The following is a 19,271-nucleotide window of genomic DNA, read 5'->3' on the forward strand; positions in this document are numbered from 1 at the left end:
GCTCAGCGCTTGCCGAGAATCTTGCCCAGCATCTCCGGTCGCGGCGCCCCTTGCTGGCTCTGCAACTGGCCTTTCTCATCCTGATAGAAGATCGCCGGCGTCGCCGCCAACCCCAACTCTTCCATCAGTGCCTGGTTGCCTTCGAGCTTCTTCTGCACGGTCTCAGGCACGCTCTCCAACGCCTTGAGCGTACTGGCCTTGCCAGCCTTCTCGTGGGTTTGCAACGCCTTGGCCGGGTCCTTGGCGGCCAGCAGGGCGGCGGACTTGCCCGGGCTGTCCTCGCGGATGATGCCGACCATGATGTGGCGCAATTGCACCTTGCCCGACTCCACCCACGGCCGCGCCTGCTCCCAGAACATGTTGCAGTACGGGCAGTTGGGGTCGCTGAACAGGTAGACGATACGCGGCGCATCGACCTTGCCGTCCTGGATCCAGGCGGCCTTTTCCATCTTCGCCCAGACCGCCTTGCTCATGGGCGCGTACACCAGCTTCTCCAGTGGCTCGGCGCTGAGGTCCTTGCCCTGCTCGTCGAACAGGCTGCCCACCAGCACATGCTTGCCGTCGGACGTCAGGTACAAGGCAATACCGTTGTTGTGGTACTCGGCGGCATAGCCGCGCAGGCCATTGGGGGCGTCGAAGCTGCCCTTGATCACGGCGCCCTTGGCCTGCAGTTGCTGGATCGGCTTGGGCAGCTCTTCTGCTTGCAGCACGGGGGCGGCGAGCAGGGCGAGGGTCAGGGGCAGCAGCGCATTCAATCGCATGTCAGTTTCCTTGTGGGGCGGGCGCGTCGGCGCGTTCGAAGGGTTCCAGGGCGTGGCGCAGGCTGGCGCGCGACAGTTCGCCCAGGTGGCTGCCGACCAGCCGGCCATCGGCGTTGTAGAACAGGGTGGTGGGCAGGGCCATGGAGCCGACCCGCCGGGCCAGCTCGCCGGTGCCGTCGAACAGCACATGGGACAGCATCAGGCCGGTGGTGGCCATGAAGGTGCTGACGTTTTCCGGGGTCTCGCCCTGGTTGACGAACAGGAAGGTCACGTGGGGGTAGTCGTCCTCGGCCTGTTGCAGCACCGGCATCTCACGGCGGCAGGGTGGGCACCAGGTGGCCCAGATGTTGATCACCAGTGGCTTGCCACGGTAGTCGTGCAGGGCCACGGCCTGGCCGCGGCTGTCGTGCAGGGTCATCTGCGGCAGCTCGGTGCCCTTGCTGTAGAGGTGGCTGGCCAGGCTGCCGAGCCCCCAGAACAGCGCGCCGCTGAACAACGCCCAGCCCAGTGGCCGGCGCAGGCCCGGGCGGCGCCAGCCTTGCCAGACTGTGCCCAGCACCACGCCCAGCAGGCCGCCCCAGAGCAGGAAGCCGCCGTCGCGGATATCGATGATCTGCAGCGGGTCGTCGCGGTACATCGGCCAGTAGGCCAGCACGAAGCCCAGGCGGGCGAACAGCAGGCCCAGCAGGAACAAGTTGAACAGCGCCGACTCAGGGTTCTCGCCGCCGCGTTTGGCCACGCGCCAGCCCACCAGGCTGGCGATGCCCAGGGCTGCGAGCAGCAGCAGGTGGTTCAGGGCCATGGTCAATGGCCCGAGGGTGACGGTCAGCATCAGCCTTGGCTCCTGGTCTGGGCCCAGTGCTTCAGGAAACCGGCGGCGTCGACCTCGCCGGTAATGCGCTGGGCGCGGCGTTCATTGCCCTCGGGGCCGATCCAGATCAGGCTGGGTGGGCCGGGGACCTGGTAGCGTTGCAGCAGCTCGCGGCTGGCCGGCGTGTCGGCGGTCACGTCCAGGCGCACCAAGTGAACGCCGGCCAGGCTGGCGAGTACGTCAGGGCGGGCGAACACTTGCTTCTCCATCACCTTGCACGACACGCACCAGTCGGCATAGTAGTCCAGCATCACCCATTGACCACGGCCCTTGGCGGCGTCGAGCTCGCGTTGCAGGTCGGCAGGCGCGCTGACGGTGACGAAGGCATCGTGGGCATCGGCTTGCGCTACGCCACCCGCTTGGCCGGTGAATGGCTGCAGTGGCTGCCACAGGTCATTGCCACCGGCGGCGGCGCCGACCAGCAGCAGGCCCCCCCACAATGCACCCAGCAGCGGCACCGCGCGCAGCGCCGGTAATGCGTGCAGGGCCGGCCAGGTCGCCCAGCCCAGGGCGATCAGCCAGCCCCCGGCCAGAGCCAGCAGCAGCGGTTCGGGCAGCAGGGTGCGCACGGTGTACAGGGCCATGGCCAGGAACACGAAGCCGAACACCCCTTTGACCCGGTTCATCCAGGCGCCCGGGCGCGGCAGGTAGCGGTTGCCCAAGGTGACCAGCAACAGCAGCGGCACGCCCATGCCCAGCCCCAGGCTGAACAGCACCAGTGCGCCTTGCAGCATGTCGCCGCTCTGGGCGATGTAGAGCAGGGCGCCGGCCAGCGGGGCAGTCATGCACGGGCCGAGCAGCAGGCCAGACAGCGCGCCGAGCAGCGCCGCGCCATACAGGTTGCCGCCGCGGGTGCCTTGCCCGGCGCGGTCCAGGCGGTCGCGCAGGGCGGCGGGCAGTTGCAGTTCGAAGGCACCGAACATCGGCAGGGCGAGCAGCACGAACAGTGCCGCCAGGCTGCCCAGCAGCCAGGGTTGCTGCAACCAGGCCTGCAGGCTGGCGCCCAGCAGTGCGGCGACCACTCCGAGGGCTGCATACACCAGCGCCATGCTCAGGACGTAGACCCCGGCCAGCAGCCAGCCGCGCCGAGCGCTGGCGCCGTTGCCCAGGACCAGCCCGGCGAGGATCGGCAGCATGGGCAGCGAGCAGGGGGTGAAGGCCAGCAGCAGGCCCAGGCCAAAGAACGCCAGCAGGCTCCAGGCCAGGGTGGACTGTTGCAGGCCGCTGGCCAGGGCCTGGTCGCTGGCTTGTGCCGTGTCTGGTGCCGGTGTTGCGCCGCCTAGCGCGATGGGCGTGGTCTGTGGTGGGTAGCACAGGCCGGCATCGGCGCAGCCCTGCCAGCCCAGGCGCAACTCGCCGCTGGCGCTGGCCGGCAGCAGCAGTTCGAGCTGCTCGCGGTAGACCGCGCTGTCGCCGAAGAACTCGTCGTGGTGGTTGAGGGCCGGGGGCAGCGCTGGGTGCTGGTCGGTAGGCAGGCCATCGAACTTCAGGCGCTTTTGATAGAGGTAGTAGCCGTCCTTGATCTGGAAGTGCAGGCGCATCTGGCCGTCAGGCAGGCGGTCGTGGGTGAGCACGAAGGCCTGGTTGACCGGCAGGAAGTCCGGCTTGACGGCGAAGGGGTTGGCCTGGAGCGGGCCGGCGAGCAGGAACATCAGGAACAGCAGGAGCACACGCATGTCGAGGCCTTGGCAGCGCTTTGAAGGGGACCATGCTGGAGGTGGTTCATTAACCCAAGGTTAACCCGGTCCTACGAAGGGAATTACAACGCAGAAAAAGTCGCACTTGATCCTGTCACGAAGCAGGCGTACCGTTCCTCACATGTGAGAAAAGGATACCCTCGATGGCAGGCAAGAAAAGCTCCACCGACTATATGCGCGACATGCGCGCCCGGCTCAAGGCCGCTGGCTACGTCAAGCGCGAGTTGTGGATCCTGCCCGAGCACGCCGCCGCCCTGCGCGGCATCGAGAAGGCATTACGCCAGCCCCACGGGGGCAAACAGGTCAGAACGGAGGATTTCATGACCGAGCACAGCAACTGGACGATCGATACGCTGCACAGCGCCCTGCGCGAGTTGGACGACGTGCGTACCGGCGCGATCGGCCTGTCCCTGCAGCAGGGTGCCGAGCCCAGCCTGAAACTGGAGATTCACGAGCTGGACGGCCTGCCGCTCTACATCGCCGTGGCCGGTGAGCAGATCCTGGTCGACACGCTGCTGGTGGCGGCGAGCCAGGTCAAGGACCGTGCCGCGTTCAACGACGCCGTGCTACGTACCCGCGACGTGTTCCCGCTGTCGTCGATCGGCCTGCACACGCTGCCTTCGGGCGAGTCGGTGTACACCATGTTCGGCGCCCTGAGCGCCGCCTCGTCGCTGGACAACATCGTCCAGGAAATCCAGACCCTGGCGGAAAACGTCATCACCGCCGCCGACGATTTCGACGTCTACTTCACCCACTGATTTTCCGGAGATTCCCCATGAGCCTGTTGAAAAAGATCGTCACCGCCCTGCGTGGCGGCGCTTCGGAAGTCGGTGAGGCGATCGTCGACTCCCAAGCCCTGCGCATCCTCGACCAGGAGATCCGCGACGCCGACAACAACCTGATCGACGCGCGCAACCAGCTGGTCAAGATCATGGCCAAGCACAAGACCGCGCAGCAGCGCATCGAAGAGTTCAACAAGACCATCGGCGACTGGGAGCAAAAAGCCATCGCCGCCCTGGACAAGGGTGAAGAGGGCCTGGCCCACGAATGCGCCGCGCGCATCGCCGACCTGACCAACCAGCGCGATTCCGAACAGGCGCTGGCCGACCAGTTCGGTGCCTCGGTGAAGACCCTGAGCGACACGGTCAACAAGACCGAAAGCCAGATCAAGGGCCTCAAGCAGCAGGTGGACCTGATCAAGGCCCGCGAAAGCGTGCAACGCGCCCAGGTCAGCGCGGCCTCGGCCACCGGTGGCGCCAACGGCAGCCTGGAAACGGCGGTGGGGTCGCTGGATCGCATCAAGAAGCGCCAGAGCGAGCGCGCCGCCGAGCTGGAAGCCGCGGCGGAGCTGGCGGGCAAGGCGGATGGCAGTGATCTGGAAGCGCGCCTGAAGGCAGCCGGCATCGGTGCCAGCAACAGCGGCGCCGATGATGTGCTGGCACGTTTGAAGGCCAAGGCGGCCAAGCCGGAGTGATCAAGGGGGGTGAGGCCAGCAGTGTTGTGCTGGCGGCACTGACCTAAACCGTAACCCATCGATTTGGTGCGATCTCTGTAGGAGCGGCTTTAGCCGCGATCACCCGCGAAGCGGGAGCCAGGCACCGCGTTGCCTGCATCGCGGCTAAAGCCGCTCCTACAGTGCATGTTGTTCCTTGTATGTCAGCAAGCGCGCACCATTGGCGCGGCCAATGAAAACCAGTATCGTGGCGCCCCCGCCAAAGGACTGCCGCGACCCCAAGGGATTCTTCATGTCGCCCACACCACACAGGCTAGGCCTGTTCGCGTCACCTCTGGCCTGCGTCCACGCTCCGTCACAACCTCACCAAGGAGACACCCCGTGGGTTGGTTGAAACGCTTCATGGGCTTCGAGGCGCCCAAGCCCGCAGCCACTTCCGCCAAAGCCTCCGGCAACCTGCCGTTCGGCCTGGCCAGCGGCCGCCTGATCAAGCTCGACAGCTCGCTCAAGCTGCTGCTCGACGGCCACAGCGAGCTGGAAGTCCCTGACCAGGAAGTGGTCTGGGCCGTCGGTGAGGTCGACCTCGGCCAATCGATGCGCCTGGCACGCTTCTACATGGAAGACGAGGACTATTGGCTGCAGGTGGTGATGAACGGCGCGTCGGCCGACGATGTGCGCGACATCATCCTGTTCGGCTATTACAGCGTGGTGCCCATCACCAGCGACGCTGAACTCAAGCGCCTGGTCGGCCCGGATTCAAGCATCGGCCTGCCGTACTACGAGCACGAAGGCTACGAATTCGTCCGCCAGTGGGGCAGCGAGGATGGGCAGACCGAGCTGACACCGATCAGCGAGTGGGTCACCAACCCCGAAACCAGCTACCGCATCCAGCACCTGTCCATGCTGTATGCCCGCGAGACCGGCCTGACCGATCGCCGCGAATTCCTCCTGCTGTCGGTGGAGGAAGACGAAGAAGGGAATGTCAGCCTCACCACCTCGGTGGGCGTCACCCTGCAATCAACGGACTTTCACGTCATCTGACAAGGATCCACCATGCTCGAAGCACTTCGCATGTCGCTCAACGCCGAGGCGGTGATCGGCTTCATCCTCTACATCAGCGTGGCGCTGGTGCTGTTCTGGGTGTTCCAGTTCATTTACACCCACCTCACCCCGCACCGCGAGTTCGCCCTGATCCGTGACAACAACAGCGCCGCGGCCATCGCCCTGGGCGGCGCGTTGATCGGCTTCTCGCTGCCGGCCAGCAACATTATCGCCTACAGTGTCAGCCTGCTCGACTTCGTGGTCTGGGTGGTGATCGCCGCGGCGGTCCAACTGCTGGCCTTCGGTATCACCAGCCTGGTGCTCAAGGGCCTGGCCAGCCGTATCGCCAAGGGCGAGATGGCCGCCGCGATCTACGCCGCCGCCGTGGCGATCAGCGTGGGCTTCCTCAACTCGGCCTGCATGACCCCGTCGGTCTGACTCGTTCGCGCGCAAGGAGCCCTTCATGAGACGCAGTTCCGTCAAGCTGGTATTGGCCAGCTCCCTGCCGCTGGCGCTCAGCGCGTGCAGCGCGCCAGAGGAAACCTACACGGTCAGCAAGCGCACCAACTACACCACCGTGCAGGCGTGTGTCGACGACAAGGTGCCGGTGGACGTGTGTTCCGACGCCTACATGCAGGCGCTGGCCGATCACCGCCGCATCGCCCCCACCTATGGCGACAAGGCCGCCTGCGAGGCCGACTTCGTGCCGGACTATTGCCAGGTGACCAGCGATGGCCGCTACATGCCGCGCCTGGGCGGCTTCGAGCTGGCGGTGTCGGGCGAAGTCAGTCAGTCGCAGGTCGACGCGGCCCGCGCCCAGATCGAGAACAGTGGCCAGGGCGGCAGCGGTGGCAGCAATGTCAACGGCCTGCTCACTGGCCTGCTGCTCGGCCAGGTGCTCAGCGGCGGCAACCGCCAGTATTACTCGCAGCCGGTCTACCAGTACCGTGACAGCCGTGGCGACTACCGCAACTCGACGCTGGGGCAGCAGGTTGACCAGGGCAAGCGTTTCGAGCGCTCCGACCAGGCCCAGAGCAGTGGCACCGGCAGCTACACCTACTCGGGTGGATCTTCCAGCCGCAACTACAACTCGACGTCCTCCACCCGCTCCAGCGTCTCTTCGTCGACCTCCCGTGGCGGCTTCGGCAGCCAGGCTACCGCGCGCAGCGGCTGGGGCGGCAAGAGCAGCGGCGGCTTCAGTTTCGGCGGTTGAGCATGCGCAGGATCAGCATCGAAGAACGCCCGGACTGGCGCGCCACCGCCGAACGCGAGGGCTTTGTCTTCCATACCATCGACGGTGAGCGCTACTGGGACGAGCGCGGCTACTACCAGTTCAGCGAGGCCCAGGTCAGTCGTGACCTGGAGGCGCCGACCCAGGAACTGCATGCCATGTGCCTGGACGCGGTCGAGCGCATTGTCGATAGCGAGGCGCTGATGACCCGCCTGGCCATCCCGCCGACGTTCTTCGACCTGGTGCGCCGTTCGTGGAAGGAGGGGCAGCGCCACCTGTACGGGCGCTTCGACTTCAGCTACGACGGCAACGGCCCGGCCAAGCTGATCGAGGCCAACTACGATACGCCGACCTCGCTCTACGAGGCGGCGGCGTTCCAGTTGATCTGGCTGGAAGAGCAGATCCAGCGCGGCGTGCTGGCGCCGCACGCCAGCCAGTTCAACACCCTGGCCGAGGACCTGGTGAAGGCCTTCGCGGCGTTTGAGCGCGAGGGCACGTTCTACTTTTCCGCCATCGGCGGCTCGGCGGAGGACCGCGGCACCACCGACTTCCTGCGCAAGATGGCCGAGCACGTCGGTATTGCCACCCGGCACATCGATCTCGAGGATATCGGCCTGGACGGTGCGGGACGCTTCGTCGACCTTGACGGTCAGCCGATCCCCCGGCTGTTCAAGCTGCATGCCTGGGAGCACATCTTCCACGAGGACTTCGGCCGCGCCATCGCCGGGAGCGGCACCCAGTTCATCGAGCCGGCCTGGAAGTCGCTGATCTCCAACAAGGGCATCCTGCCGCTGTTGTGGGAGTGGCACGAGGGTCATCCCAACCTGCTGCCGGCGTACCTCGACCAGGACCCGCGCAGCCCGGTGCCCAAGGGGTGGGTGCGCAAACCGTACTTCTCCCGCGAGGGGGCCAACGTCGACATCCGCACGCCCGACGACCAGCGGGTGTTCGAGGATGGGCCCTACGACGATGCGCCCTACATCCTCCAGGCGTTCGCGCCGCTGCCGAAGTTCGGTGACAGCTACACCCTGATCGGTTCGTGGGTGATTGGCGACCAGGCCTCGGGCATCGGCATTCGCGAAGACGATTCGTTGATCACCAAGGACAGCTCGCGCTTCCTGCCCCATGTGGTGCTGGACTGAGCGGTATGGCAGACGTCCACGGCAATCGCTGGTAGCATCTGGCTATCATTGCTTTGCGGTATGCCTCACACAAGGAGTGTTGGATGTTCAAGAAGCTCGCGATTGCCGGTTTTGCACTGGCCGTGGCCACTGGCGCCTCGGCCCAGGCCCAGCCGAAACTGTTCAAGGACTATGCCTACGACTCGCCCCAAAGTGCCTACACCCAGGCCCAGGGCTTCGAGGATTGCAGCGACTGGGTGGGCAAGCCGGCGCTGTGCCGGGATGGCGCGACCTTCCTGGGCGAGGACTTCAGCGAGGCGCTGGTCTTCACCAATGGCAAGCTGCGCATGGTGACGTTGTATACGCACGAAACCGATGGCCTGGTGGACAAGGTCGTCACGGCGATGGCCAAGTCCTTCGTCATGACCCTCTTCGCCAATGGCAAGACCGAAATGGACCTGATCAAGCTGGCCAGCAGTGCGAAGAACCGTGAAGAGGTGGTCAGCACCCTGACCAGTTTCCAGTCCGAGGCCGTTGCCAATGGCAACTACTCGGCGACCTTCATTGAAAGCTTCGAGCTGCCGAAGAAGAAGCCGACCGATGTCATCCAACTGATGATGGCCGCCCCGGAGAACGTGCGGATCGCCCAGTTGCAGGTGATGGGTGACGCCAATGACCAGTCCACGGTGATGGTGCGGTTCGCCTATCCGAAACTGGACAGCAAGGCTGCGGCCAAGCAGGTCAAGGCGGCCGACGAGGCGTTCTGATCTCGGCGACTGTCTTGCAGAGTGTTCGGGATTCACACCTGCCCCTGTAGGAGCGGCTTCAGCCGCGATCAGAGGCGCGAGGCTGCGTTGCCTGCATCGCGGCTAAAGCCGCTCCTACAGGGGCCGAGCAAGCCCACTTCCACATCGGTTTCCTAATGCCCGCGCCAGCCTGGCCCCGGCGTTGCAGGTATTGCGGCGCCCAATGGTCGGTTTCAGGACGCGCCGGGTCGCCCGCGCACATCCCACCCTCGCCAGACCTGCCATGCTCTCAGGATGCCCACGGACCGAGTGCGCCAAGACACACGGCCACGGACAAGGAGGGCGCCCGCCGCACATTACCGTGATGTGGCCGGTGCGCCGCAGCTGAACACCGCCGGACACGCGCCCGACACTCGGGCCGCTCCGGGCTGACGAGGTTTGCTGTATGCCTGACGAGTCGAACCACCTGCCCCTGATCCAGCGCGTCCTGGCGCGCGAAAAGCACACCCCCGGCGCATTGTTGCCGGTCCTCCACGCCATCCAGGCCGGCATCGGCCATATCCCGGATGCCGCCGTCGGCGAAATCGCCCATGCTCTCAACCTCAGCCTGGCCGAGGTGCGCGGGGTGATCAGCTTCTATCACGATTTCCGTACCACGCCACCGGCCCGCCACACCTTGCGCCTGTGCCGCGCCGAGTCATGCCAAAGCCGCGGCGCCGAGGCGCTGGCCGCGCAGTTGCGCGAGCAGTTGGGGCTGGATGACCACGGTACCAGCGAGGACGGTGCGTTGAGCCTGCGACCGGTGTATTGCCTAGGGGCCTGCGCTTGCTCGCCGGCCCTGGAACTCGATGGCCAGTTGCACGCCCGGGTCACGCCGGAACGCCTGCGGGCGCTGGTTGCCGGCTGCCGCGAGGGGGTGAAGGCATGCTGAACCTGTGCATTCCCTGCGATTCCGTGGCCCGCGCGGTCGGTGCCGACGCGGTGGCCGACGCCCTGGTGCTTGAAGCCGAACGCCGCCAGGTGCCCCTGCGCATCAAGCGCACCAGTGCCCGTGGCCTGTATTGGCTGGAACCGTTGCTGGAGCTGGAAACTGAAGCGGGTCGCCTGGGCTTCGGGCTGGTCACCGTCGAGGACGTTCCTGGCCTGCTTGACGCGCTGGCCAGCGACCCCGGCAGCCATGCGCTGGCGCTGGGGCCGGTGGAGCAGATCCCTTACCTCAAGACCCAGCAACGCTTGCTGTTCGCCCGTGCTGGCATCACTCGGCCGTTGTCGCTGGACGATTATCACGCCAATGGAGGCTTCGAGGGGCTGCGCCAGGCCACATTGATGGAAGGTGACGAAGTGGTTGCCGCCGTGCTCGATTCGGGGCTGCGCGGGCGCGGTGGTGCGGCCTTCCCGGCGGGCATCAAGTGGCGCACCGTGCGCCAGGCCCAGGCGGTGCGCAAGTATGTGGTGTGCAATGCCGACGAAGGCGATTCCGGCACCTTCGCCGACCGCATGCTGATGGAGGGCGACCCGTTCCTGCTGATCGAAGGCATGATCATCGCCGGGTTGGCGGTAGGCGCCAGCCATGGCTACATCTATGTGCGCTCGGAATACCCGGACGCCATCCGCGTGCTGAACGAAGCCATCCTGCTGGCCCGCGAAGCGGGTTACCTGGATGTCGCCGGCAACGGCGTGGCCTTTCACCTGGAGGTGCGGGTGGGGGCGGGGGCCTATATCTGCGGTGAGGAAACCGCGCTGCTCGAGTCGATCGAGGGCAAGCGCGGCATCGTCCGGGCCAAGCCACCGCTGCCGGCGCTGGAAGGGCTGTTCGGGCAGCCGACCCTGGTACACAACGTGCTCACCCTGGCCTCGGTGCCGATCATCCTGGCCAAGGGGGCTGCCTTCTACCGTGATTTCGGTATGGGGCGTTCGCTGGGGACCTTGCCATTCCAGCTGGCCGGCAATGTCCTTCGTGGTGGGTTGGTGGAGCGCGCCTTCGGCCTGACCTTGCGCGAGTTGGTGGAGGGCTACGGCGGCGGGACCGCCAGCGGCCGGCCGCTCAAGGCGGCCCAGGTTGGCGGCCCACTGGGCGCCTGGGTGCCACCCACGAATTTCGACACGCCGTTGGACTACGAGGCGTTCGCTGCCATGGGCGCGATGCTGGGCCACGGCGGAGTGGTAGTGGCCGACGACACCCTGGACATGGCCGGAATGGCCCGTTTCGCCCTGCAGTTCTGCGCCGAGGAGTCCTGCGGCAAGTGCACCCCGTGCCGGATCGGCTCCACCCGTGGCTTGGAGGTGATCGATCGCCTGATCGCCAGCACCGACCCGGCCTATCGACAGGGCCAGGCCGGGCTGTTGCGCGACCTGTGCGACACGATGCAGTACGGCTCGCTGTGCGCCATGGGCGGGATGACCCCGTACCCGGTGGTCAGTGCCCTCGACCACTTCCCCGCCGATTTTGGTTTGGCCACCGCGGAGGCTGAGCAATGATCCATTATTTCGATCCCAGCAACGACATCGACCTCGGCACACCCGCACGTACCAGCGAGACGCAGATAAGTCTGTCCATCGACGGCCGTGCCATCAGCGTGCCGGCCGGTACCTCGGTGATGCGCGCCGCCGCGCTGCTCGGTACCACCATCCCGAAACTGTGTGCCACCGACAGCCTCGAAGCTTTCGGTTCGTGCCGCATGTGCATGGTCGAGATCGACGGCATGCGCGGCTACCCGGCGTCCTGCACCACGCCGGTCACCGAAGGCATGGTGGTGCGCACGCAGACACCGCGCCTGGCTGACCTGCGGCGTAATGTGATGGAGCTGTACATTTCCGACCACCCGCTGGACTGCCTGACTTGTTCGGCCAATGGCAATTGCGAGCTGCAGACCGTCGCCGGCCAGGTTGGCCTGCGCGAGGTGCGCTATGGCTACGAGGGCGCGAACCACCTGGCCGAACAGAAGGACGTGTCCAACCCGTACTTCGACTACGAGCCCAGCAAGTGCATCGTCTGCAACCGCTGTGTTCGCGCCTGCGAGGATATTCAGGGCACCTTCGCCCTGACCATTACCGGGCGCGGCTTCGATTCACGGGTGGCGGCGGCCGGCGGCGACAACTTCCTTGACTCCGAATGCGTGTCATGCGGTGCCTGCGTGCAGGCCTGCCCGACTGCCACCTTGAGCGAGAAGAGTCTTGTGCAACTGGGCCAGCCCGAACGGGCGGTGATCACCACCTGCGCCTATTGCGGGGTGGGCTGCTCGTTCCGCGCCGAGATGAAAGGCGACCAGCTGGTGCGCATGGTTCCGGACAAGCAGGGCGGCGCCAACCACGGTCACGCCTGTGTCAAGGGCCGTTTTGCCTGGGGGTACGCGACCCATCCGGACCGCATCACCAAACCCATGATCCGCAAGCGCCTGCAAGACCCTTGGCAGGAGGTCAGCTGGGACGAGGCGGTAACCTACGCCGCCAGCGAGTTCCGGCGCATCCAGCTCAAGTACGGGCGCGATTCCATCGGCGGTATCACCTCCAGCCGCTGCACCAACGAAGAGGCGTACCTGGTCCAGAAACTGGTGCGCACGGCCTTCGGCAACAACAACGTCGACACCTGCGCGCGGGTCTGCCATTCCCCCACCGGTTATGGCTTGAAGCAGACCCTGGGCGAGTCCGCCGGCACCCAGAGTTTCGACTCGGTGATGCAGGCCGACGTGGTGCTGGTGATCGGCGCCAACCCCACCGACGCCCACCCGGTATTCGGCTCGCAGCTCAAGCGCCGCCTGCGCCAGGGCGCGCGGCTGATCGTCATCGACCCGCGGCGCATCGACCTGGTCGACTCGCCCCATGCCCGCGCCGAACTGCACCTGCAACTGCGCCCGGGCACCAACGTGGCCATGCTCAACGCCCTGGCCCATGTGATCGTCACCGAAGGCCTGCTCGACCAGCGCTTCATCGACGCCCGCTGTGAAACCGAAGACTTCGCCCGCTGGCGCGACTTCGTTGCCCACCCCGACAACGCCCCCGAAGTGCTTGGCCCGGTGTGCGGCGTGCCCGCCGAACAGATCCGCGCCGCCGCCTGGCTGTACGCCACCGGTGGCAACGCGGCGATTTACTACGGCCTGGGCGTTACCGAGCACAGCCAGGGCAGCACGGCGGTGATGGGCATCGCCAATCTGGCCATGGCTACGGGCAACATTGGCCGCGAAGGGGTAGGGGTGAACCCGCTGCGCGGGCAGAACAACGTGCAGGGCTCGTGCGACATGGGCTCGTTCCCCCACGAGCTGCCCGGCTACCGGCATATTTCCAACGAAAGCGTGCGCGCCGAGTTCGAGCAGGCCTGGGGCGTGACCTTGCAACCCGACCCGGGCCTGCGCATCCCCAACATGTTCGAGGCGGCGCTGGACGGCAGTTTCAAGGCGCTGTACTGCCAGGGCGAGGACATCGCCCAGAGCGACCCCAACACCCAGCACGTCACCGCGGCGTTGCTGGCCATGGAGTGCGTGGTGGTGCAGGACATCTTCCTCAACGAGACGGCCAAGTTCGCCCATGTGTTCCTGCCGGGCAGCTCGTTCCTGGAAAAGGACGGCACCTTCACCAACGCCGAGCGGCGCATCTCGCGGGTGCGCAAGGTGATGGAGCCGCTGGCCGACAAGGCCGACTGGGAGGCCACCGTAGCCCTGGCCGGCGCCCTGGGCTACACCATGGACTACCAGCACCCTTCGCAGATCATGGACGAGATCGCTCGTCTGACCCCGACCTTCCGCCGGGTCAGCTACGCCGAGCTCGACCGCCACGGCAGCCTGCAATGGCCGTGCAACGACGCTGCGCCCGAGGGCACGCCGACCATGCACATCGACCAGTTCGTGCGCGGCAAGGGGCGCTTCATGCTCACCGGCTACGTGCCCACCGACGAGAAGGTCAACACCCGCTACCCGCTGCTGCTGACCACCGGGCGCATCCTCAGCCAGTACAACGTCGGCGCGCAGACGCGGCGCACCGGCAATGTCGCCTGGCATAACGAGGATCGCCTGGAAATCCACCCCACCGACGCCGAAAGCCGTGGCATCGGCGATGGCGACTGGGTGGGTATCGGCAGCCGCTCCGGGCAGAGCGTGCTGCGCGCCAAGGTCAGTGCTCGAGTGGCGCCGGGGGTGGTGTACACCACCTTCCACTTCCCCGAATCTGGTGCCAACGTGATCACCACCGACAACTCCGACTGGGCCACCAATTGTCCTGAATACAAGGTCACTGCGGTGGAGGTGGTGAAAGTGTTCCAGCCCTCGGAATGGCAGAGGCGCTACCAGAGCTTCAGTGACGAGCAGCGGCGCTTGCTCAAGGAGCGGCGCCACGCCGAGGCGAAGGAGGAGGTGCGCCGATGAGCAGCGACAACCTGGTGAAGATGGCCAACCAGATTGCCCATTACTTCGACAGCGAGCCGGATCATGCCAAAGCGGTGGAGGGCGTGCGCCAGCACCTGCAGAACTTCTGGACGCCGGCGATGCGCCGGCAGCTGGGCGAGCGACTGCAGGCCGAGGGCGGCGAGGGGCTGGATGCGTTGGTGCGCGAGGCGCTTCAACCGATGGTTTGATTGCCTCGCTGATTCACGCCTGACCCTGTAGGAGCGGCCTTGTGCCGCGAAAGGGCCGCAAAGCGGCCCCGGCGATCTTTCTTCGACAGTGAAATCCTGGGGCCGCTACGCAGCCCTTTCGCGGCACAAGGCCGCTCCTACAGAGGGCGCGTAACGCTTAAGGGTTGGCGCTAGAATTCCGGCTCAATCGCATCGCTGGAAATAGACTTGCTCTGGATCCCCTTCGTCGAGGTGCTCGACCACCCCGCTTTCGACAAACCCCTGGCGCTCCAGCAGACGGCGCATCGGCGTATTGGAGCGATTGGTCGAAGTGAACAGCTTCTGCCCCCTGCACTCGGCTTGCATGTGAGCCACCAGCGCTGCCCCGAGCCCGCTGCGTCGATGGCTTTCGCCAACCATCAACATCTCGATGAACGCACAGCCGAAAAAGTGCCGGTGCATCACCGCGTATGCGGCAACCGTGCCACCAACCTCGGCTATCAGGCAACGGTACTGCCCGAGCCAGGCTGTGATCTGTCCAGCGCGTCGCGGGTCTTGTCGGGTAACGCTGTCGATGGCGATCAGGGCCGGGAGGTCCTTGGGTTCGGCAAGGCGAATGTGCATGGCTCGGCTCATCTGCAGAATATTGGCGATGTTGCTGGCACTACGCCCGTAGGAGCCGGCTTGCCGGCGAAGAGGCCGGAGCAGGCAAAAATGAAATGTCCGTCATGAATGCAAGGGTGATTCTGTGCCAATGCTACGCTCGCGGAAACACCTCGACGGACATCCACCATGGACATGAACTGGCACCAGGCCCTGCAGGAAAGCCTGAGCTGGCTGGCAATCGCCTCTTTGATCACCCTCGTCGGCTTCACCGCCGCTGCCGCACTGGCTATACGCTGCACCCGTTGGGGCAGCCAGTTCTGGCAGCTCGCCGGGCCCTACTTCAGTTTCAGGCGCAGTTGGCGGCCGTTGCTGGCCTTCGCCTTGCTACTGGTGCTGACGTTGTTCTCGGTACGCCTGAACGTGCTGTTCTCGTTCTGGTACAACGGTTTCTACAGCGCCCTGCAGGGCCTCGACCAGACCGCGTTCTGGTACCTGCTCGGGGTGTTCGCGGTGCTGGCCACCATCCATGTGCTGCGCTCGCTGTTCACCTTCTACGTGACCCAGGCGTTCAACATCCACTGGCGGGTCTGGCTGACCGAGCGCCTGAGCGCCGACTGGATGCGCGGCGACGCATACTACCGTGGGCAGTTCCTCGCGGAGCCGGTGGACAACCCCGACCAACGTATCGAGCTGGACATCAACGCCTTCGTCTCCGGCTCCGTGTCCCTGGCGCTGGGGGCGGTGAGCGCGTTGGTCTCGCTGGTGGCCTTTACCGGCATTCTCTGGGGCCTGTCAGCGCCGTTGACGGTGGCCGGCATCGAAGTGCCGCGGGCGATGGTGTTCGCCGTGTACGTGTATGTGCTGATCGCCACCTGGATTGCCTTCCGCCTCGGCAAGCCGCTGATCCGCCTGAACTTCCTCAACGAGAAACTCACCGCCAACTTCCGTTACGCGCTGATGCGCCTGCGCGAGAACGCCGAGAACATCGCCTTCTATCAAGGTGGGCAGGTGGAGCGGGGCACCTTGCTGACGCGTTTCTTCGCCCTGATCGGCAATGCCTGGGCGCTGGTGTTCCGGAACCTGAAGTTCAGCGGCTTCAACCTGGGCATCAGCCAGGTCGCGGTGGTGTTCCCGTTCATTCTCCAGGCGCCACGTTTCTTCAGCGGCGCGATCAAGCTTGGTGACGTGATGCAGACCTCCCAGGCCTTTGGTCAGGTGCAGGATTCGCTGTCGTTCTTCCGTGAGTCCTACGACACCTTCGCGCAGTACCGCGCCACCCTCGACCGTTTGACCGGCTTCCTCGATGCCAACCAGCAGGCCAGCGCCTTGCCCCGGGTGTTCAGCGAAGACCAGCCGCATGCCCTGGATATCAGTGGGCTGCAGGTGATGCGCCCCGATGGCCATGCCCTGATCGCCGACCTCGACCTGAGCCTGCAGGCCGGCCAGGCCTTGCTGATCAAAGGCCCGTCGGGCAGTGGCAAGACCACATTGTTGCGTGCCTTGGCGGGGCTGTGGCCCTATGCCGAGGGTGAGGTAAGGCGGCCCATGGGCAAGCAGGCGCTGTTCCTGTCCCAGCGCCCGTATTTGCCGCTGGGCGACCTGCGCACCGCCATCGCCTACCCGGCCGATGCCACGCCCGCAGACGATGCGCGCATGCAGCAGGCCCTACGCCAGGTCAACCTGGCGCACCTGGCCGAGCGCCTGGACACCCCCAACGACTGGGCGCACATTCTCTCGGTGGGCGAGCAGCAGCGCCTGGCGTTTGCCCGGGTGCTGTTCAACCAGCCGCAGGTGGTGTTCCTCGACGAGTCCACTTCGGCGATGGATGAGGGGCTGGAGCACGCGCTGTATTCACTGTTGCGCACGGAGATGCCGAATACCTTGCTGGTGAGTGTCGGGCACCGCAGCACCTTGGCGGGGTTCCACACCCACCGCCTGGACGTGGATGGCCTGGGTGGTTGGGCGCTGCGTGAACAGCAGCCGATGGCTGAGTTGCCTGCGCTGTAGCGTAGAGGGCGGTGCGATTTCGAGGTGTTCGACGGGAGAAATATAGCGCCGATGAGACCGAGCGCCGCCCGCGCGGCGCATCGCGGATGAATCCGCTCCTACATTCGTTGCAACGTACCGCACCTGTCAGGCCATGGTTGCCTGCCTTGGCGCCAGCCGAAAAATCGCGTCGTACAAACAAGGCGGACAACCATGGCCTATCAGGCATAGGCACGTTGCAACAAATGTAGGAGCGGATTCATCCGCGATGCGCCGCGCGGGCGGCGCTTGATCTCATAGGCGCTGCAAGGCGGACGGCGAGCACCTAGTCGCCAACACGCGGTCAAAAGCCCGGCGCCCAAAGGCCTCGAACAAGCAGGCTGTAAGAATGCTCTTCAGACTTTCCTGATTCCATGTAGTCCATTTCCCATTCAAGCTTTCACGGCCTTTTCGCTGTTGTTCCGGCCTGTCGCATTCCTTAGTCTCGCCCAGTCGTTGCCAATTCAACGACCGGGTGTGCAAGCCCGTACAGGTACAGCGCGAAAGCGCCATGTGAACCTGTCGCTATCTGCGACAAGGGTTCTTCAATGGCGGCTATGCGTTGGGAGACCTTCGGGTCTGCCGGGTTCCTGTATCCTCGGTCTTGCACCCCTGCGCATAGCTGCCACCTATTCGAGTGCAAGCGGATTTCGGCAGTTTTCCCATGACGGTACAGGAGTGCTGAACCATGCTGAAAATAGTGCCCGATCCACCCCAAGCCTTACCCCAGGAGGTTCACCCATGAGCCTCGACCCCCGCAACAAAACCCACCCCCCACGCCCAACCACGGCCCACGCCCATTTCGGCACCTGCAACGACGCCCACCCACCCATGTTCTCGGTACACGCCGGTATCGACGGCGAGGATGCGCTGGTATGTGCCGTGGCCGCGCTGCGGGCGGCCTATGAAACCAATGCGATGGCCTTGGAAAGGGCGGGCGAGCCGTTGCGCAGCCTGCTGGTGGCGACGGAGAACTCCTTGGAGAAAGGCCTGGCGCTGTCGTCGGCGGTGCTCGACGGGATAGAGCGCGGCTAGTGCTGAAGCCCGTTCGCCAGCAAGCCGGCTCCTACATCAGAAGTATTTGGCTCTCGTTGTAGGAGCCGGCTTGCCGGCGAATGGGCTTACGACGTTTGCGCTGGGGCCGCTATCAACGCGCCTGCAGCACTTCGCGAAACACATCCGGCCGTGAGGCGGCAATATGCAGCAAGGAGCGGGCAGCCCCTGAAGGTTTGCGCCTGCCTTGTTCCCATTCTTGCAAGGTGCGTACAGAGACCCCCAACAGTTCGGCAAACCGAGACTGTGACAACCCGGTTCTGCTTCGCGCTTCGGCGGCTGGGGTCAACTCGACCTGGTGAACGGCGCCATGGTGCCCGGATTTGGCATCAAGGATGGATTGAAGCAACTCGGCGCCGATATCGCGTTTGCTGTCTCGCAGCAGCAGGTCTTTCTCAGTCAGGGGCATGGTTCAGTTCCTTCGCGATCTGGTAGTTGGGATGCTGCTTTGAAATCTGTGCGGCTTTAACAGCGCATCCCTACGTCTTTGACGTGGGGATTTTCGTGCCAATGCCCCTGACTCATAAAGCGGCTGCTTGTATCCAAAGGTTGCTTGTGAAGGTGCCTTTGGCTTGTCGGCAGCCTGCCTTGCCCGTAGCATCCGCAACCCTGCCCATGGCCTTCCGGGATTGAGGGCCGATTAATAGGACCAAGGAAGAATGTTGCCGCTGTTTTCACGCCTGCTGTTGCACACCCTGGCCTGCGTGGCCTTTCCCTTTCTACTGCAGCTAGGCTTCGACCTTTACCGGGCGCACGTTGGCCCGCCGGTAGCGCGTGGCGTCGGCGTCGGCCTGGCCACGATGCTGGTGTTCTACACGTTCGTTTTCTTCAACCTGCTGATGGTGGCCATCCCGCGGGCGGCGGTCCGTTATGGGTTGGCGCTGTTGCTGGTGCTGGTGGTACTGGTCTACTTCAACCCTTTGCACCCGATACGCGCGCTGGGGTTCGCCGCGTTGTGCGCAGGGCTGTGCCTGTTGGCGATTGTGTTGACGCCCTGGGGTACCCGGTTGCTGCGTTTGCTCTGCAGGTGGGGCGGGCGTTTGGCTTGATCAATTCGCTGAATTGCCTTGAAGCAGGCACAGCGGTGGTTGGCACCGGCTTTGCCGGTGTTCGCCGGCAAGGCC

Annotated in this window: 19 protein-coding genes; 14 read left to right on the forward strand and 5 right to left on the reverse strand. The window is 65.1% G+C overall.

Features of this window, described 5'->3' with window-relative positions; genetic code table 11:
• Positions 1 to 2: 2 nt before the first annotated feature.
• From dsbG to dsbD, 3 genes are read right to left on the reverse strand one after another with little or no spacing between them, the layout of a single operon-like run.
• Positions 3 to 761 carry a thiol:disulfide interchange protein DsbG gene (dsbG, locus tag PSEEN_RS08445; RefSeq protein ID WP_011533066.1) on the reverse strand — a complete coding sequence of 253 codons (759 nt, stop codon included), beginning with the start codon at positions 759 to 761 and terminating at the stop codon, positions 3 to 5.
• Between the two features lies 1 nt (position 762).
• Complete coding sequence (locus PSEEN_RS08450; RefSeq protein ID WP_011533067.1) at positions 763 to 1,593, reverse strand: TlpA family protein disulfide reductase; 831 nt, start codon at positions 1,591 to 1,593, stop codon at positions 763 to 765.
• Positions 1,593 to 3,308: a protein-disulfide reductase DsbD gene (gene dsbD / locus PSEEN_RS08455; RefSeq protein ID WP_011533068.1), complete on the reverse strand. Its 1,716-nt coding sequence runs from the start codon at positions 3,306 to 3,308 to the stop codon at positions 1,593 to 1,595. The genes PSEEN_RS08450 and dsbD overlap by 1 nt, the downstream gene beginning before the upstream one ends.
• A gap of 164 nt (positions 3,309 to 3,472) precedes the next feature.
• On the opposite strand from dsbD, the gene PSEEN_RS08460 reads away from it, so the two are divergent.
• The 11 genes from PSEEN_RS08460 (at position 3,473) to PSEEN_RS08510 (ending at position 14,484) form a co-directional block, all read left to right on the forward strand.
• Positions 3,473 to 4,087: a YjfI family protein gene (locus tag PSEEN_RS08460; protein ID WP_011533069.1), complete on the forward strand. Its 615-nt coding sequence runs from the start codon at positions 3,473 to 3,475 to the stop codon at positions 4,085 to 4,087.
• A 17-nt stretch (positions 4,088 to 4,104) separates the two neighbouring features.
• Positions 4,105 to 4,803, forward strand: coding sequence for a PspA/IM30 family protein (locus PSEEN_RS08465; RefSeq protein ID WP_011533070.1), 699 nt, complete (start codon positions 4,105 to 4,107; stop codon positions 4,801 to 4,803).
• Positions 4,804 to 5,163: 360 nt separating this feature from the next.
• Positions 5,164 to 5,823, forward strand: coding sequence for a DUF2491 family protein (locus tag PSEEN_RS08470; protein ID WP_044487885.1), 660 nt, complete (start codon positions 5,164 to 5,166; stop codon positions 5,821 to 5,823).
• Positions 5,824 to 5,835: 12 nt separating this feature from the next.
• The gene (locus tag PSEEN_RS08475; RefSeq protein WP_011533072.1) at positions 5,836 to 6,261 is read left to right on the forward strand and encodes a DUF350 domain-containing protein; all 426 of its coding nucleotides are present in this window, start codon (positions 5,836 to 5,838) and stop codon (positions 6,259 to 6,261) included.
• A 25-nt stretch (positions 6,262 to 6,286) separates the two neighbouring features.
• The gene (locus PSEEN_RS08480; RefSeq protein ID WP_011533073.1) at positions 6,287 to 7,036 is read left to right on the forward strand and encodes a DUF1190 domain-containing protein; all 750 of its coding nucleotides are present in this window, start codon (positions 6,287 to 6,289) and stop codon (positions 7,034 to 7,036) included.
• Between the two features lie 2 nt (positions 7,037 to 7,038).
• Positions 7,039 to 8,196, forward strand: a complete 1,158-nt coding sequence (locus PSEEN_RS08485; RefSeq protein WP_011533074.1) for a glutathionylspermidine synthase family protein — start codon at positions 7,039 to 7,041, stop codon at positions 8,194 to 8,196.
• A gap of 83 nt (positions 8,197 to 8,279) precedes the next feature.
• Positions 8,280 to 8,942: a hypothetical protein gene (locus tag PSEEN_RS08490; RefSeq protein WP_011533075.1), complete on the forward strand. Its 663-nt coding sequence runs from the start codon at positions 8,280 to 8,282 to the stop codon at positions 8,940 to 8,942.
• A 424-nt stretch (positions 8,943 to 9,366) separates the two neighbouring features.
• Positions 9,367 to 9,852 carry a formate dehydrogenase subunit gamma gene (locus PSEEN_RS08495; protein WP_011533076.1) on the forward strand — a complete coding sequence of 162 codons (486 nt, stop codon included), beginning with the start codon at positions 9,367 to 9,369 and terminating at the stop codon, positions 9,850 to 9,852.
• Positions 9,846 to 11,399: an NADH-ubiquinone oxidoreductase-F iron-sulfur binding region domain-containing protein gene (locus PSEEN_RS08500; RefSeq protein ID WP_011533077.1), complete on the forward strand. Its 1,554-nt coding sequence runs from the start codon at positions 9,846 to 9,848 to the stop codon at positions 11,397 to 11,399. The genes PSEEN_RS08495 and PSEEN_RS08500 overlap by 7 nt, the downstream gene beginning before the upstream one ends.
• On the forward strand, positions 11,396 to 14,275 hold the full coding sequence (fdhF, locus tag PSEEN_RS08505; protein WP_011533078.1) for a formate dehydrogenase subunit alpha: 2,880 nt from the start codon (positions 11,396 to 11,398) through the stop codon (positions 14,273 to 14,275). The genes PSEEN_RS08500 and fdhF overlap by 4 nt, the downstream gene beginning before the upstream one ends.
• The gene (locus PSEEN_RS08510) at positions 14,272 to 14,484 is read left to right on the forward strand and encodes a formate dehydrogenase subunit delta (RefSeq protein ID WP_011533079.1); all 213 of its coding nucleotides are present in this window, start codon (positions 14,272 to 14,274) and stop codon (positions 14,482 to 14,484) included. Before fdhF ends, PSEEN_RS08510 begins: the two co-directional genes overlap by 4 nt.
• Positions 14,485 to 14,667: 183 nt before the next feature.
• Here the strand turns inward: PSEEN_RS08510 and PSEEN_RS08515 are convergent, their stop codons facing one another.
• On the reverse strand, positions 14,668 to 15,087 hold the full coding sequence (locus tag PSEEN_RS08515) for a GNAT family N-acetyltransferase (protein ID WP_011533080.1): 420 nt from the start codon (positions 15,085 to 15,087) through the stop codon (positions 14,668 to 14,670).
• A 168-nt stretch (positions 15,088 to 15,255) separates the two neighbouring features.
• Between PSEEN_RS08515 and PSEEN_RS08520 the strand changes: the two genes are divergently transcribed.
• Both PSEEN_RS08520 and PSEEN_RS08525 read left to right on the forward strand, forming a co-directional pair.
• On the forward strand, positions 15,256 to 17,076 hold the full coding sequence (locus PSEEN_RS08520) for an ABC transporter ATP-binding protein/permease (protein ID WP_011533081.1): 1,821 nt from the start codon (positions 15,256 to 15,258) through the stop codon (positions 17,074 to 17,076).
• Positions 17,077 to 17,835: 759 nt separating this feature from the next.
• Positions 17,836 to 18,129: a hypothetical protein gene (locus PSEEN_RS08525; RefSeq protein WP_011533082.1), complete on the forward strand. Its 294-nt coding sequence runs from the start codon at positions 17,836 to 17,838 to the stop codon at positions 18,127 to 18,129.
• A 112-nt stretch (positions 18,130 to 18,241) separates the two neighbouring features.
• On the opposite strand, the gene PSEEN_RS08530 is transcribed toward PSEEN_RS08525, so the two are convergent.
• Entirely contained in the window at positions 18,242 to 18,556 is a 315-nt protein-coding gene (locus PSEEN_RS08530) for a helix-turn-helix domain-containing protein (RefSeq protein ID WP_011533083.1), read from the reverse strand.
• A gap of 250 nt (positions 18,557 to 18,806) precedes the next feature.
• On the opposite strand from PSEEN_RS08530, the gene PSEEN_RS08535 reads away from it, so the two are divergent.
• Positions 18,807 to 19,196, forward strand: a complete 390-nt coding sequence (locus tag PSEEN_RS08535) for a hypothetical protein (RefSeq protein WP_044487887.1) — start codon at positions 18,807 to 18,809, stop codon at positions 19,194 to 19,196.
• Positions 19,197 to 19,271 lie beyond the last annotated feature (75 nt).

This window comes from Pseudomonas entomophila L48 (assembly GCF_000026105.1).
Taxonomy (GTDB): Bacteria; Pseudomonadota; Gammaproteobacteria; order Pseudomonadales; family Pseudomonadaceae; genus Aquipseudomonas; species Aquipseudomonas entomophila.